General features: G+C 56.6%; 13 protein-coding genes. 7 read left to right on the top strand and 6 right to left on the bottom strand.

Features of this window, described 5'->3' with window-relative positions:
• Positions 1 to 10: 10 nt before the first annotated feature.
• The 4 genes from coxB to NH344_RS11545 are packed head-to-tail and all read left to right on the top strand — an operon-like array spanning position 11 to position 6,255.
• Positions 11 to 1,075 carry a cytochrome c oxidase subunit II gene (gene coxB / locus NH344_RS11560; RefSeq protein WP_253027930.1) on the top strand — a complete coding sequence of 355 codons (1,065 nt, stop codon included), beginning with the start codon at positions 11 to 13 and terminating at the stop codon, positions 1,073 to 1,075.
• Entirely contained in the window at positions 1,072 to 3,597 is a 2,526-nt protein-coding gene (gene ctaD, locus NH344_RS11555) for a cytochrome c oxidase subunit I (RefSeq protein ID WP_253027929.1), read from the top strand. Before coxB ends, ctaD begins: the two co-directional genes overlap by 4 nt.
• Before the next feature lie 4 nt (positions 3,598 to 3,601).
• Complete coding sequence (locus NH344_RS11550; protein WP_253027928.1) at positions 3,602 to 3,946, top strand: hypothetical protein; 345 nt, start codon at positions 3,602 to 3,604, stop codon at positions 3,944 to 3,946.
• Positions 3,937 to 6,255 (top strand): cation-translocating P-type ATPase, encoded by a 2,319-nt coding sequence (locus NH344_RS11545; RefSeq protein WP_366072903.1) that lies wholly within the window; start codon positions 3,937 to 3,939, stop codon positions 6,253 to 6,255. The genes NH344_RS11550 and NH344_RS11545 overlap by 10 nt, the downstream gene beginning before the upstream one ends.
• Here NH344_RS11545 and NH344_RS11540 read toward each other — a convergent pair.
• The 5 genes from NH344_RS11540 to NH344_RS11520 form a co-directional block, all read right to left on the bottom strand.
• Positions 6,176 to 6,469 carry a winged helix-turn-helix domain-containing protein gene (locus NH344_RS11540; RefSeq protein ID WP_089675408.1) on the bottom strand — a complete coding sequence of 98 codons (294 nt, stop codon included), beginning with the start codon at positions 6,467 to 6,469 and terminating at the stop codon, positions 6,176 to 6,178. The genes NH344_RS11545 and NH344_RS11540 overlap by 80 nt on opposite strands.
• Positions 6,470 to 6,507: 38 nt before the next feature.
• A complete protein-coding gene (locus tag NH344_RS11535) occupies positions 6,508 to 7,587 on the bottom strand; it encodes a PA0069 family radical SAM protein (protein WP_253027927.1) in 1,080 nt (359 codons plus the stop codon).
• Positions 7,588 to 7,684: 97 nt separating this feature from the next.
• Complete coding sequence (locus tag NH344_RS11530) at positions 7,685 to 8,188, bottom strand: opioid growth factor receptor-related protein (RefSeq protein ID WP_062360251.1); 504 nt, start codon at positions 8,186 to 8,188, stop codon at positions 7,685 to 7,687.
• 73 nt (positions 8,189 to 8,261) lie between these two features.
• Positions 8,262 to 9,296 (bottom strand): WYL domain-containing protein, encoded by a 1,035-nt coding sequence (locus NH344_RS11525; RefSeq protein WP_253027926.1) that lies wholly within the window; start codon positions 9,294 to 9,296, stop codon positions 8,262 to 8,264.
• 39 nt (positions 9,297 to 9,335) lie between these two features.
• Positions 9,336 to 9,902 (bottom strand): hypothetical protein, encoded by a 567-nt coding sequence (locus NH344_RS11520; RefSeq protein WP_253027925.1) that lies wholly within the window; start codon positions 9,900 to 9,902, stop codon positions 9,336 to 9,338.
• A 683-nt stretch (positions 9,903 to 10,585) separates the two neighbouring features.
• Here NH344_RS11520 and NH344_RS11515 point away from each other — a divergent pair.
• From NH344_RS11515 to NH344_RS11505, 3 genes are read left to right on the top strand one after another with little or no spacing between them, the layout of a single operon-like run.
• Positions 10,586 to 10,912 carry a hypothetical protein gene (locus tag NH344_RS11515; protein WP_062360255.1) on the top strand — a complete coding sequence of 109 codons (327 nt, stop codon included), beginning with the start codon at positions 10,586 to 10,588 and terminating at the stop codon, positions 10,910 to 10,912.
• Positions 10,909 to 13,833, top strand: coding sequence for an SNF2-related protein (locus NH344_RS11510; RefSeq protein ID WP_253027924.1), 2,925 nt, complete (start codon positions 10,909 to 10,911; stop codon positions 13,831 to 13,833). Before NH344_RS11515 ends, NH344_RS11510 begins: the two co-directional genes overlap by 4 nt.
• 54 nt (positions 13,834 to 13,887) lie before the next feature.
• On the top strand, positions 13,888 to 14,514 hold the full coding sequence (locus NH344_RS11505; RefSeq protein ID WP_253027923.1) for a DNA methyltransferase: 627 nt from the start codon (positions 13,888 to 13,890) through the stop codon (positions 14,512 to 14,514).
• 218 nt (positions 14,515 to 14,732) lie between these two features.
• On the opposite strand, the gene NH344_RS11500 is transcribed toward NH344_RS11505, so the two are convergent.
• A partial coding sequence (locus tag NH344_RS11500; protein ID WP_253027922.1) for an IS1380 family transposase occupies positions 14,733 to 15,730 on the bottom strand: 998 nt, incomplete at its 5' end.

Below are 15,730 nucleotides of genomic sequence, written 5' to 3'. Positions count from 1 at the left end.
GAAAACGCTAATGAGGGAACGTAATAGCGCTACGTCCGCCATCATGTCGTGTTTAACATCGCGACGAGCCCGTCAAGCCGCCTGCTGGCTAGGGCTTAGCCTGCTGCTCAGTGTCGCGGGCTGTACTGGCGACAGATCTATCTTAGACCCTGCAGGGCCCGCCGCGCGAGACGTTTGGTTAATTTGGTGGGTAATGCTGGGCTTTGCCACCATCGTGCTGATCGGTGTCACCGTGGTTTGGCTGTACGCCTTCAAACCGCGCAACGTGGAGCGCACGCCTGCCCAAGAGCGACGCATTGCCCGCCGCTGGATTATTGGTGGAGGCCTTGTGTTGCCGATCACCAGTGTGACTGCACTGCTGATGTTTGGGGTGCCCGCCGGGCAGCGCATGCTGCCGCTCCCGCTAGGCGAGCCGCCTGAAGTGATTGAAGTGATCGGCCACCAATGGTGGTGGGAAGTGCGCTACCCAGGCGCCGAAGGCGGCGAAGTCGTCACCGCTAACCAGCTCGTCATGCCCGCCGGGGAGCCGGTGGATTTTCATGTGAGCGGAGCGGATGTCATTCACGCATTTTGGGTGCCGCGCCTGGGCGGCAAAATCGACATGCTGCCAGGAAGGGTGAATAAAATCCGCCTGGAAGCCGATGAGCCCGCCGTATTTGGTGCCCAGTGTGCCGAGCTGTGCGGGGTGGGCCATGCCCATATGCATTTGTACGTCGAAGCCGTGCCTCGTGAAGCATTCGATGCATGGCTGGCAGCTCGCCAAGACGCAGAACTAAGCGAATTAGCGACCCAAGATTCAGCCCACGATAGCGCAAGAGAGGCCTTTGCGACCCACTGCGCGAGCTGCCATCGAGTGGCTGGCGTCAGCCAGGGCGATGTAGGGCCGAACCTCTCGGATATCGGTAGCCGCACGATGCTGGGTGCCGGTGTGATGGCCATGGAAGAGGGCGCGGTGAGCCAGTGGCTGCAGCAGCACCAAACGCTGAAGCCGGGCAATAAAATGCCCGCCCACGACGATATTGATAAGGACACCTTGGATGCCCTGGGTGCTTGGCTGGAGACCTTGACCCCATGAAGAGCGTGAATCAAGAGGCGGTAGAGCAGGACCCGCAGCAACTACACGAAGACCTACATGACATTTGGGGCAACCCGAAAGGGCTAAAGGCCCTCACCATCGTGAACCATACAACGCTCGGTCTGCGTTTTATGATCACCGGGATGGTGTTTTTCCTGATTGGCGGCATTCTCGCCATGCTAGTGCGCACCCAACTGGCGATGCCCGACCAGGACTTTATGTCGCCGGAGATCTATAACCAGGTCACCACCATGCACGGCACGGTGATGATGTTCCTGTTCGCCATCCCTATGCTGGAGGGGCTGGCGATTTACCTGATCCCTAAAATGATTGGTGCCCGTGACTTGGTGTGCCCACGGCTAACGTCGCTGGGTTATTTCTGCTACCTGTTTGGCGGGATCATCCTCACCTCCAGCCTAATTATTGAGATGGCGCCTTCAAGCGGCTGGTTTATGTACACGCCGCTGAGCAGTAAAGAGTTTGCCCCGGATCTGGGGTCTGACTTCTGGCTGCTAGGCATTACCTTCGTGGAGATCTCGGCGCTCTCGGCGGGGGTGGAACTGGTCGTCTCTATCTTACGCACCCGCACACAGGGCATGGCGCTGCATAAGATGCCGCTGTTTGCGTGGTATATCCTCGCCATGGCGCTAATGATCGTGGTGGGTTTCCCACCGCTGATACTCGGCAGCGTGCTGCTGGAGCTTGAACGGGCGGTAGGCATGCCGTTTTTCCAAATTGCGGGCGGCGGCGACCCGGTACTCTGGCAGCATCTGTTCTGGCTGTTTGGCCACCCAGAGGTGTACATCATCTTTCTGCCTGCTGCCGGGATTATTTCGACGCTGATTCCCGTGTTTGCCGGGCGGCCCATCGTGGGATACGGCTGGGTAGTGGCAGCGATCACCATTATGGGCTTTATCAGCTTTGGGCTATGGGTTCACCACATGTTCACCATTGGCATTCCGCAGCTGGCCCAGGCGTTTTTCTCGGCGGCCAGTATGCTAGTGGCCGTGCCCACGGCGATTCAGGTGTTTGTCTGGATAGCCACGCTCTGGCTTGGCAAACCCAAAATGAAGCTGCCCATGCTGTGGGTGATGGGCTTTTTAATTATCTTTGTGTGTGGTGGGTTAACCGGCGTCATGCTGGCGCTGGTGCCGTTTAACTGGCAGGTGCACGACACCCACTTTGTAGTGGCTCACATGCACTACGTGCTGGTGGGGGGCATGTTCTTCCCGCTGATCGCCGGGCTTTACTATTGGTTGCCGCTCTTCTCCGGGCGAATGCCCTCCGAAAACCTGGGGCGCTGGGGGTTTTGGCTTACTTTCCTGGGCTTTAACGGCACCTTCTTGATCATGCACTGGACCGGGCTGCTCGGTATGCCCCGGCGGATTTACACCTATGAAGCAGGGTCGGGCTGGGAGATTTTTAACCTGCTCTCGTCGATCAGCAGCTTTGTGCTCTCGGCAGGGATTGCCATGGTGCTGCTGGATATCGCGCTGCACTTTCGGTTTGGCAAGCCTGCCAAGCATAACCCCTGGAATGCCGATACGCTGGAGTGGGCCAACACCATGCCGCCCAGCGCCTATAACTTTGTCAGCCTTCCCAATGTCGAAACCCGCCACCCGTTGTGGGATGACCCAAATCTGCCTCATACCATGGCCGAGGGTAAGCACTCGTTGGCGGTGGCTTCCCACGGCAGAAGGGAGATGTGGGGCACCGATCCAATTTCAGGCAAGGTGCGCGAGATTATCCACCTGCCCGGTAACTCCTGGTGGCCGCTGTTTGCCGCTGCCGCGCTGGCGGTGGTGTGCCTGAGCCTGCTGACCAAGGTGTACGCGTTGGCAGGCGTGTTCGTGATGATTGCCGGTATCTTTCTGCTGCGCTGGTCCTGGGAGAACGGTGCCCACCCCAAGGCGGCACCGGATGCAGGCGTCAAACCCGGCGACCCACCGCTTCACTCGCGCACCATGGATGGCCCCGGCCTCTGGGCGATGGGTGTTTTTCTGATCGCCAACGGATCGTTTTATCTCTCTTACCTGTTTGGCTGGTTCTACCTTTGGACCGTTTCACCGCAATGGCAGATGCCAGAGTCGCCGCCGCTATCGCTCATATTAATGGGTGCAGCTGGCGTAGCGGTTTTAGCCGGTTGTGGTGTGATGGAAAAGCTGGTACGTGGGCTGCGCCAGCAGCGTGACGCCGGGCTAGGTGCAGGCTTCTATTTAGCCGCTGCGTTAGGCGCACTACAAGTGGGGCTAACGGGCTGGGCGCTGTGGCAAGCCGAGCTTGCCCCCACGCAAACCTCCCACGATGCGGTGATGCTGGTCGGCCTTGTCTACGCTCTGTTCCACGGCGGTTTAGCGGTCGTCTTGACCGTGCTTCAAGGCCTGCGTGTGGGCTATGGCTATGTGGGCGCTCATGCTCCCTTCGAGCCGGGCGTAGTAGCCCTGCTATGGCGCTATAACGTGGTCACCTTTGGGCTGCTCATAGGGGCGCTAGCGGTGCTGCCCCGCGTGTTAGGAGGGTAGGGCGATGGAACGACTTAACTTTACCCACCCTATCCATTTGATAGTGGGGCTAACGCTTTGGAGCGTTTGGTTTGTGGCCGTTTATAGCGGCCTATCGGTGGCCTGTGCGGTCACCCCCCCTCCGCCCGAGGCGGGAGCGCTAACGCTCCTCAACGTAGGTTTGGGCGGTTTTACCCTAGTCTGTGCCGCCGGGCTTGTGCTCTTGGGCTGGGGGAGCTGTCGCACGGCCAAACAGCACCAGGGGCGTCAGCGCTTTCATGCCGTGGTATCCGGTTGGCTCTACTTGTTTTCTGCCTTTGGCGTGGCGTTTGCGGGGCTACCCATCATTGGCGTGCCGCCTTGTCTGTAACCGTGAACAGTGACTCGCCTGCTAATGACGACGCACCGCTCTATACGCTTCATGGCATGTGGTGCACCAGCTGTGCGCTGGCGGTAGAGGGCGCGCTAGCTCGCGTACCGGGCGTCGCTCAGGCCAGCGTTCATTACCCTACTGCAACGGTATGGGTAAACGGCTCTCCCTCAGCAACCCAGTTGGCTGCGTTAGCCCCCGTGGTGAAACGGCTGGGCTATCGGCTGAGCGAGTTAGAGCCAATGCAAGATGCCCAGCAGCGCTTAGCCCAAGAGAGCCGCTACCTCACGCTGCGCCTGATTGTAGGTGCAGTGTTGGGTATGTGGACCATGCTGGCGTCGCTGCTGATCTACGTGGGCGCGCTGCCCAATGCCACCATAGAGCTGGTCGTCGCGTGGGTGTCCGGTGCCTTTTCACTGCCCGTCGTGTTCTATTCCGGCCTGCCGTTTTACCGAGCGGGGTGGCGTACGCTATTGGCCCGACGCCCCGGCATGGATGTATTGGTAAGCCTGGGTGTGCTTGGCGCCATGGCGGTATCGGTAGGGCTGCTGCTGCGCGGCTCTTCAGAGGTCTATTTCGATACTGCGGTGATGCTGATTGTGCTGCTTCTGGTGGGCCGGCTGGTCGAAACCCTGTGCAGGCAGCAGGGGCTCAAAGCCTTTGATGCACTAAGGCTGCCGGAGGCTGATGTCGTAGTTTGCCAAGGCGAGCAGCGCGACACGCAGCCCGTTGGGGAAGTCTCCATAGGAGCCGTGATTGAAGTGCCTCCTGGTGAGCAGGTGCCCTTGGATGGCCTGCTGGAAACGCCCGGCTGGCTGGACACCGCCACGCTCACTGGGGAAAGCGTGCCCCGTTACCTGCATGCTGGGCAGCGGGTCTATGCGGGCTGCCGCTATGCGGCGGGGCTAAACGCAGCGCCTTTGAAGGTGACTGTGACGGCCACCGTCGGCCAGCGGCGGGTGGATAATCTGTGCGAGCAAATGCGCCGCTCCCAGGCAAAAAAGGGCGAATTGCACAAGCTGGCCGACCGCTTTGCCTCATGGCTAAGCCCCGTAGCGCTGCTGCTGGCTGTGCTGACACTCCCACTCGGGCTGCTATTGGGCCTTGGTCTAGAAGACGCTGCTGTGCGTGCGCTGTCTGTTTTGGTGGTGGCTTGCCCCTGCGCGGTGGGGCTGGCGGTGCCGCTGGCAAACCTTGCCGGTAGCAGCCAAGCGTTACAGCAGGGCATTGCGCTTCGCGACCCTGCTGCTTTTGAAACCCTGGCGAAAGTACGCGGTATTGCCTTCGATAAAACCGGTACGCTCACCCGTGGGCAGCATCAGGTAGTGCATGCCGCGCTGCGCCAAGGCGAAGATCTCACGATTTTTCAGACGATGCTGCACAGCGCCGTTAGTCAAAGCGAACACCCGCTAGCCAGCGGTTTGCTGGACTGGGCGAACAAGGCTGAAACAGCAACGCCGCCCAAAGCGCTTCATAAAGTATTTCATAACGTACTTCATATTGAAGATTATCCCGGCAAAGGCCAGCAAGTAACGTTTCAAAACGGAGAGCAGTGGTGGTTAGGTAGCGCCGCATGGATAGAGCAGCAGCTTGGCGCGCCCTTGCCAGATAACGCCGAACACCCTGACTACGCCTTTGCTTCACAGGTGGTAGTGGCCAACAGCCGCGGTTGGCTCGCCACGCTCTACTGTGCCGACCAGCCGGTAAGCGATGCGAAAGCAAGCCTTGCCGAACTACAGCGCTCAGGGTACATCGTGGCGCTGATCAGCGGCGACCGCCAGGGGCCGGTGGGCTGGCTTGGCCAGCAGGTAGGGTTAGCAAAAACCGCCTGCTACGCCCAGCGTTCGCCGGAAGCCAAAGCGGCGCTGCTCAAAGCGCTGCCATCGCCCACGCTCTATGTGGGCGACGGGGTGAACGATAGCTTAAGCCTTGCCGAAGCCGGGGTGGGCGTCGCCCCCATGCAAGCCAGCGAAGCCGCCCGCGAAGGAGCGGCCGCACAGCTGCTTTGGCCTGGGGTGAGCGGTATCGTGAGGCTATTGGCACTGTCTAAGCGCACCCGCCGAGTTATGGTGCAAAACCTAGTGTTTTCGGCACTCTATAACACGCTGGCGCTTGGGCTGGTGATCATGATGGCGGTACCGCCCTTGGCCGCCGTGCTGGCGATGGCGGCAAGCTCGCTCAGCGTGACGTTAAACACAGCGCGCCTTGCGTGGGCAGAGCCTGACGAGGCTAGCGATAGCCCAGCACCTGCCCTAAGCGCTCAGCGTTCGATGCCACCCAGTGCGGGTCAATCGCGCCCCACTGCCTAATGGTGTAGTGGCCAATGTTGTGGCGCTCGCCCTCGCCTTTTTCAAACACGCACTCAATATCCAATTCCCCCAGGGACGTAATGGTGTCCTGGGCGGTGCGCCTCGGCATGCCGGTGGCTTCCATCAACGCGGGTACGCTGGCCACGCCTTGCTCAATCAAGTGGGCCACGTAAAGGCGGCGGTAAAAGCTGGATTTTGTTTTGCTGAGCGACATGGAGAGGGCGTCTTCTTCGTGATGGGTATTCCTGCAGTCTAATCAAATAAATCCCCCTGTGCCCGGGGCGGGCGAAAATCACGGGTGTTCAGCCCCTGCTCGGTGCGTGGCTGCATGTTCCACTGGCGGCTAGCACGCTGAAACCGCTGGGCGATTAAGTCAGCGAATGCTCCCTCACCGCGAAAGCGCTTACCAAAGGCAGCATCGTAGGTTTTACCGCCCCGACACTGGCGCATCAAACTCATTACCTTAGCGGCGCGCTCGGGGTAGTGCGCTTCTAGCCACGCTTCAAACAGCGGCGCGACCTCGTGGGGTAGCCTTAGCAGCATCCAGGTGGCGGTGCGCGCCCCAGCACGGCTGGCGGCTTCCAGGATGCGCTCAATTTCGTGGTCAGTCAGGCCGGGAATAATCGGTGATACCAGCGTGCCGACTGGTATTCCCGCCGTGTTTAGCTCACGAATCACTTTCAGGCGCGCCTGCGGCGATGCCGCACGGGGTTCCAGCGTGCGCTTTAGGTTAGCGTCTAGGCTGGTCAAACTCACGAACACCCGCACCAAGCGATGCTCCGCCATTTCTGCTAGTAGATCTATATCTCGCAAAATCAGCGTGCTTTTCGTCACTAGCGTCACCGGGTGGCGGCAAGCTAGCAGCAGTTCCAGCAAGCGGCGGGTGGTTTGGTAGGTGGCCTCTAGCGGCTGGTAACAGTCGGTATTACCGGAGAGGTTAATGGGGCGACAAACGTATTGAGGGTGGCAAAGCTCCTCTTTTAAATGCTCCACAAGCCCGCGGCGGGCGATCAGTTTGGTTTCAAAATCCAACCCTGGCGACAAATCCCAATAGGCGTGGGAGGGGCGCGCATAGCAGTAGATACAGCCATGCTCACAGCCGCGATACGGGTTAAGCGAACGATCAAAGGGTAAATCTGGAGAGTTGTTCCAAGAGAGCGCGCTTTTACTGGCTTCCTCGCGCACTTCTGTTGCCAGCGAGGTGGTGGCCTCCTCTTGCCACCAGCCGTCATCCTCCGCCACGCTGCGGGTAGGGGCGAAGCGGTTATGTGGGTCGTAGGTTGCACCACGCCCTTTATGCACGGTAGTGCGGGAAGGGTCAAACGCCGCCATCTGCCACCTCGTAAGATATGTCGCTGTATATGTTTAAACATACAGTATATGGCGTATGAAAGAGGGTGCAAGCACGACGCTGCTAGCTCATGCTGAGCTAAAATGCTTCGTGCCAGTACTGTAGTGTCGTTTCTGATACCACGCCATGCTGCGTACCAATCTCAATCACCGCTTGTTGGAGCGCGCGGGCCAAAGTTGGTTGGTGGCATAACGCTAACGACCGAATCATGCGCGTAATACGCAGGTGGTTATGGCCCCCGGCTTTCAACCAGATATGGGTTTGTATCGATAGCGTTGGCTGAGCGGTGATGATGTTGCCATCCCGTGTTAGCCCCAAAAAATTTAACATTACATCCAGTGAGCGTTGCTGGTGGTGGCGTAAGCGCTCGTCATTCGCAAAAGCTGCTTGCACTGCAGGCGTTAAGAGCGGCGCAAAGCTATTAAAACGGCTCGCTTCTGGAATAGGAAACAGCCACTGAATATAGTCGTGGGTATGCTCTAGCCAAAACGGCGAGAGCGCCCAGATATCTTCAAGTAAACGCCCTTTATGATCGGGGGATTCACCGCGATAAAACGCGAGTAAGCGGGTATCGTTATCCATTATGTCTCCCCATTAACGTTTCAGCGTGGCCATGCAGCGCCAATCCGAGCGCAGGCAGTTTTCGTACAAATCCTCAGTGTGTCTCGTAGGTGAGCGTTGTGTCCTGGTAGTGCGCTAGTACCTGCTCAGCACTCTTTTTTAATGCCTCACGCCACGTGGCAGGGGCGGTGACTTTCACATTGGCGCCCATGCCCATCAGCCACCAGAGGGTTTGTTGGTCATCCGGCACTTGGGCGGTTAACCGGTACCAGTTACTGTCGGGGAGGGCTTCAATGGTTTGCGTCTCAGAAAGCGGTGTTTCCTGCAGCAACCACGCCACAGGTTTCGCGATCTCCGCTTCCAGCGTCACATCGCTCGGCCCTTGCCGATAACCAAACGCGCCGCCCTGAATGTAGCGGTCAATATCAAAATCAGGCTGTGCCTGCCAGGGGTGCTGGCTGAGTGTGGCTTGTTTAATGCGATGCAGGGCAAACTGGCGCAAATCCTCAAATCCGTTTACATGGGCCAGTAAATAGGTCGCGCTATGGCGGCTGACGATGCCTTGCGGATGAAGCGTGAACGGCTTTTCTGTTTCGCTGGAGCGCGACAGGTAGACGACATCAACTGCCTTCTGCTCAAGCAAGGCTTCAGAAATAGTTTGCCAAGTGGACTCATCTATTTCAGCCGGAATCAGCGCTTTACCGTTGGGAATGGCGCGTACTTTTCGCGCCCATTGGCTAAGCCCGTTGGCGTTCATTTCATCCAATAACCGCCGTGCATCGGTAAAGTGGGGCGATAACTGCCCGACCACCACTGGGGGTAAGAGCCCTTTTAAATACTCTTCCGCTAGCACCAGCGTTAAGGCGCTGGGTACATCCAGTGCCGGTAGCTGGCACTGAAAATCACGATCAAAATACCAGCGGTAAGGCTTCTGGCTATCGTCGCAGCCAATCGGAAACTGAGTAGAGAGCTTCTGACTAAGGTCACGCTGTAGGGAGCGAGTGTCGATCTTAAAGCCGCGCTCGGCAAGCTTCTCCTTTAGCACAGGGGTCGCGATACGCCCAGGAAAGCGGGGAATCAGCTGCAGCATGGTTAAATAACGAAAGAGCGTGTCGCGTGCTTCGGACATAATAAGCCAACCTTGGCCACTGTGATAAAGATGAAGAGTTTACCGAACCTCACAAAACTTAGCGACTCTCTCGGGTAACCCATTGGTCTCTTTAGCGATTAGGTGAGCGCGATGACGCCAGAGCATGGCAACTCGCACATCGGGTTGCGCATTGGGCAAGTGCCACCAAAGCTCGGCAGGGTGAGTATCTGCCGTCACTTCGAGCGATGTGTCAGGGTGCCCCTCCAACCAGCGATACACCTCCATTGCATTGCGGCCCACGCACACCGGAAACAGCGGTGCATCAACCGGTAGCGCAACACCTAACGCCAGCAGCAGCGTGTTCACTTCATGGTCGCACGCCAGGTGCCAACGATGCCGACTAGCTACCAAGGGGGCGGTAAGATGCCCCGCCACACAATGCCAAATCAGATGCGCCTGCAAATAGTGGCGCGCTTCTTCCGTCAGCGTGGCGCTATAGCGAGGGCAAAAATAGAGAAACTTGCCATCGGTGCTGGCGCTACCGAAATATTGATCAGTAATAGGAGACAACATTAAGAACTGGCTAAAAAAGCTCATAACAGGCAGCGTTTCGGCCCATGTGTCGCGATCCGCCTGCCACTTCACAAGCTCCTGCCGAGCGCAATCATCAGTAAGTAAACAATCGGGCATCATCACCATCACTTTTACTCTTTTTGATGTTAGAGGCATACGTTATGGTGGTGATGCGACAACTAATGTCGCGTTATTTTTGAATATGCATACTTAGGCGTTATGTGTGCCGCATGGGGGCTAAAGTGCTGCCGGAGCGCTGGCTAGTGACGTTAGCGTGGCGAGAAAAAATAGACCAGATGGCAAGGCAGCTATACACCCTAAAAGCATAATGGTGAATAAGGAATGCCACGATTAGTCAAGACCACCATCGAGATTGACAAGTGGAAGCATCAGGGGCGCCAACAAGCGGCACGATGGCTGGGGTAGAGATATGGCGTGATTGGGTGATCTGAGGACGCGTATTACCTAAGCAGATGCCAGACATCACACCTTTGCGTAGAATACTAGGCAAGTTAGCTTAGCTTGATTAAGCCCAAGAGTGGCAAAGTAGCCACCCCAATCTGACAGGGAGGTAGAATGGTCACGGTTTATCCACGTCTAAGCGACGCTGAGTTAGAAGCATTGCCTTCCCGTACTGAGGCGAGTATTTACCGCAATGCCTATGAAATTGCCTGCTGGTTAAAAGAGCGCCACGACGCTGTCGTAGAGCCAGGGGAGCACTTGCCCAGCAGCCAAAAAGCAGTGGCTGTTTACACGTGGAAAAGCCCCAAGATCAATGGCCGCAGCTACAAAAAGCCATTTCCGAGCTGGAGCAAGACGGCTTCCAACCGGAAGATATCTTGCTACTTACCCCCTTCAAGGTAGCCAATAGCCAAGTGCTACAAGCGCTCATGGAGCACAGCCCGCAGTATAGCGAGCGTATGTGTAACGTGGCCTCAGTTAAGGGGTTGGAGGCACCCGTGGTTGTTCTGGTTGATATGGGTGCCAGCGCTTGGGCGGCGAACCCGAAAGTGGAGTATGTAGGAGCGTCGCGGGTGCGGGTGAAAGTCGTCGTGTTTACAACTGCACAGAGTGTTAAATGAATATCACCGCCTACCACGCAAAATACTATGCTCATGAGCTGACCAAGCGCCATGCGGATAACGGCGTTGACCGCCTATCACAGTCGCTGTTTGATGCCAGTGTGGATTTAAACCCACACCAAATTGAAGCGGCGCTGTTTGCTATGCGTAACCCGCTACAACAAGGTGTACTGCTGGCTGATGAAGTAGGGTTAGGTAAAACCATTGAGGCCGCCTTGGTAGTTTGCCAGCTATGGGCGGAGCGTCGTCGCCGTATTTTGATAATTGCACCCGCCAGCTTGCGTAAGCAATGGGCACAAGAGCTGTATGAGAAATTCGCAGTCCCCACCAAAGTAGTGGATGCGGCTGTATTGCGCCAAGAGGCAGTCGGAAATATGTTGCAGACGCTCGAATACATAACGCGTAGCAACATTGTGATTATGTCGTATCATTTTGCGACTCGACTGGAAGAAGAGCTGCGCGGTATTCCATGGGATCTAGTCGTATTGGATGAGGCCCACAAACTGCGCAATGCCCATCGTCCAAGCAACCGTATTGGACAAGCATTACGCCGCGCCCTGGAAGGGCGTAAAAAGCTATTGTTGACCGCCACGCCGCTGCAAAACTCGCTCATGGAGCTTTATGGGTTGTCTACTCTGATTGATGAGCATCTATTTGGCGACGATAAAGCCTTCCGTAAGCAGTTTGTGAATAATGATGCTAACCTGCCGGAATTGCGCGAAAGGATAAAACACTTTACCCACCGCACATTGCGTAAAGATGTGTTGGAATATGTGCAATACACTCAGCGCAAAGCCCTTACTCAACCCTTTGAGCCAACTGATGACGAGCAAGCAGTTTACGATGCTATCTCAGCCTTTTTGCAGCGTGAGCACTCTTTTGCTTTGCCGAAAAGTCAGCGCCATCTGACAGGTCTGATTCTGCGTAAATTACTTGCCTCTAGTACTCCAGCCATTATGGGTACCCTTGGCAGTATTTATCAACGTCTGGAACAGCGGCTTAAGGAGATGCATGAAAATTTAGTCTCAGTGTCTAATGGCTCCAGCTGGTGGTACACCCTGGCGGATGAAGAAGACTTGGAAAGCGATACGCTTGAAGCATTAGAAGAACAAACTCAAGAGAGCGCGTCGGCAGCAATAGCAGCAGATGCTAATAACCCCACCAATTTAACGCGTGCCCTAGAAGAAGAAATGGCTGAACTAGGGGGCATTATTGAGCAAGCAAGTAACCTGAATGACCACACTAAAGCCAGCGCCTTGCTTTCTGCTTTAACCCTTGGCTTTGAGAACATGCAGGCCTATCGTGCGCCGCGCAAAGCGATTATCTTTACCGAATCGCGCCGCACCCAGGAGTACCTCCACCAGTTTCTCTCAGCTAACGGCTACGCGGGCAAGCTGGTGTTGTTTAGCGGTACCAATAACCACCCGGAAAGCCAAGTGATCTACCGCCAATGGCTGGAAGAGCACAGAGGCACCGACCGAGTGACTGGTTCGGCACAGATTGATAAGCGCACTGCCTTGATTGACCATTTCCGAGACAAAAACGGCGCGGATATCATGATTGCTACCGAAGCCGCCGCCGAAGGGGTAAACCTGCAGTTTTGTGCACTGTTGATTAATTATGACCTGCCCTGGAACCCCCAACGCGTTGAACAGCGTATCGGCCGCTGCCATCGCTATGGTCAACAGTTTGACGTGGTAGTAATCAACTTCCTTAATACCCGCAATCAGGCGGATCAACGCGTGCTGGAGCTACTGTCAGAAAAGCTCAATCTGTTTTCCGGCGTGTTTGGTGCCTCTGATGAAGTGCTGGGACGCATTGAAAGCGGCATCGACTTCGAAAAACGCATTCTGACCATTTATGATACCTGCCGCACGCCAGAGGAAATTGAAGCCGCCTTCAATCAGTTGCAAAGCGAGCTAGAAGAAGTGATTACCCACCGCGTGCAGGAAACCCAGGAAAAGTTGCTAGAAAACTTCGATGAAGACGTTCATGACCGGCTTAAACTGCGCCTGGACGAAGCTGAAGCCCGGCTGGATAAAATAGGCCGCTGGTTTTGGGGCGTTAGCCGCTATGCGCTGGCCAAGTGCGCCCGTTTTGAGCCACAAACCTATAGTTTTGCCCTGCAGGATGTGCCCAGTGATGTGAGTCAACACGCTCCGCCGGGACACTATCAACTAATTCGTGGGGCCGCTCAAGCGGACATGCTGGCCCATGCCTACCGTTTGAGCCATCCGCTGGGGGAGTGGGCTTTGCAGCAGGCTCGTCAGGCAGCTACGCCAGTGGCAAGTGTCACCTTTGATTACCAACGCCATGAAACCAAGCTCTCGCAGGTGGAAGCGCTGGTTGGGCAGTCTGGCTGGCTGACACTGCAGCGCTTAGCCTTTACCGCTTTTGAAACCACTGAACGGCTACTGTTTAGCGGCATGACCGATAGTGGCGTACTGCTGGACCAAGAAGCCTGTGAAAAACTAATGTCGGTAGAAGCTCGGGGCGTGCCAAGCGCTATTTCGCTCCAGCCCCCAGCGGCCTTGGTCGAAAATAGCCAGTGCCAGTTGCAAGCGGTGACGGCCGAGCTACTGGAAGATAACCAGCGGCTATTTATGGAAGAGCGCGACAAGCTGGAAAAGTGGGCTGACGATAAACTGCTGGCCGCTGAAGAAGCCCTTAAAAACACCAAGGCCCAGCTTAAACAGCACAAGCGCGATGCCCGTAAGGCCATCACCCTACAGGAACAAAACGCCTATCAGGAAAAAATCGCCGCTCTCGAACGCCAGCAGCGCCAGCAACGCCGCGAAATTTTCAATGCCGAAGATGAGATCATCGACAAACGCGACGAACTGATTGATTCCTTGCAGGTTAGGTTGAAGGAAACCACTGAAACAGAACTGCTCTTCACCCTACGTTGGCAGGTAGTGTAGCGGCACTTAAGCAATATCAGGATAGAACCACACCGCATCAGGAGAAAGAATCTAATGGACACAAGCCATCATACGACTGAGATTAATGAACTAGGACACAGCCCTGATGCCCAGCAAGAGCGACAGCAGCAGCTTTTAAACCTGCTACGCCAAACCGCTCCTGAAGTGATTAGCGACAACCAGTTAAACCTGGAGCGCCTCAAAGAGCTGATGGGAGAAGAGCGCCTGGCACCTGCCGAGCACTATGAGCTGAGCTGGGCAGGTAAAAAAGACGCACGGCGTGAAATTCAAAAGAAAACCAGCCACACCCTACGGCCGGATGCCAACAACCCAGAAAGCGCCCAGCACATGCTGATTGAAGGGGAGAACCTGGAAGTGCTGCGTGTGCTGCAGAAAAGCTATTACGGTAAGGTCAAGATGATTTACATTGACCCGCCCTACAACACCGGCAACGACAGCTTTGTTTACCCGGATGACTACTCTGAAACGCTTGATGAATATCAAAAGCGCACTGGGGAAAAGAACGAAGCAGGGTTTTTGAACAAGCAAAGCCTATGGAAGAAAAACAGCAAAGAAAGTGGTCAATACCATAGCGCTTGGCTATCGATGATGTATCCCCGCCTTTATTTGGCACGCAACCTGCTACGTGAAGACGGCGTTATTTTTATCCTGAATCCGTGAAGCCGGCGCCGACACTTTCCCTATCACCGCCAGCGAGCACTTTTTGATCATTCGCCCCGTGCAAGTTGGCTTTCGCAAGCCCGTTATTGCCAAAACCCACCGTGCTGATCGGTGCTGACGGCCCGTTTTGTCATGCCTTTCCACCCGCCAGGCACGACATATCTGGCGATCGCGTGTCGCTTGGAACTGCTTGTGGATAGAGTGTCGCCGATTGACGGTCAGCATGGCGTTCCTCGTGGATAACGCAGTCGGCTCCGCAGCGTCTTGAGCACCGTCATGCGCCCGATATCCTGCCCGAAGTCGAGGATGATCTGCCGTGCCTTGTGAATCACGAGAGCCGCACGGTGCACCAGCTCTTGTAGCACGGTGCGCAGCCGGCGCCGCTTGGCCGGGTGGCGAACCGGGCTCAGCTCGCCGGTCATGCCCAGCTGTCCCATCAGGCGCAGGATGTTGTAGGCCAACTGGGCGAGATGCAGGATCAGATCGTTGGTGGCGAACTTGCCGGACGGCAAGCGCTCCAGGTCGAGATCGGTCTTGATCTCGCTGTGAAACTGCTCATGGGTGGCATGCGCCTGGTAGCGCTTGATCACCGCCTCCGGCGCCTCGTCCAGGCTGGTCCACCAGCCTTCCAACTCATAGTCCGGTTCGAGCAGCAACTGGCCATCGCGATCGGCGGTGCGCTCGACCAGGCGCATCACGCGTTGGACGACGTATTCGGTCTTGTTGTCGTCGTGGATCGAGACGGCCTGCGTCCACAGCGCCTGGCGCTTGCCAGGACGCAGCTCTTCCCAGTAGTCCGCCGCCACCGCCAGCCAGGTATCTCGATCAGCCGTGGCCGAGCCGCGCGGGTTCCATTTGACGACATAGTCGAGCCGGCGCCCCTCGTCGGCAAAGACCTGGCGTTGCTGTTCGAGAAGCGCCAGGTGCGCCTGGCTGTCGAAGCCGCTGTCCTCGCGTAACAGGATCGGTTGCTTGGTCAGGCATTGGGCGCGAGGCAGTACCCGCTCCAGGAAGGCGTTGCTCTCCTTCATGGTGTGCTGCTTGCCAGGCCGCAGTTCCAGACCCAGGCACCACCCTTCGTTGCCCAGATAGGCGGCGATCGGGGTGTAGCCATCGACCTTCTGGTAGGTCCGCGAGACGCCTTCCTTCTTCGAGTTGCTGTTGTCCATGACGAAGGTGTCGATGTCCAGGCAGACGTGCGTCGTCTCGGCGGTGA

The sequence above is a fragment of the Halomonas sp. Ps84H-12 genome, from assembly GCF_024124725.1.
GTDB lineage: Bacteria > Pseudomonadota > Gammaproteobacteria > Pseudomonadales > Halomonadaceae > Vreelandella > Vreelandella aquamarina.
This window is presented reverse-complemented; position numbering and strand designations above follow the sequence as displayed.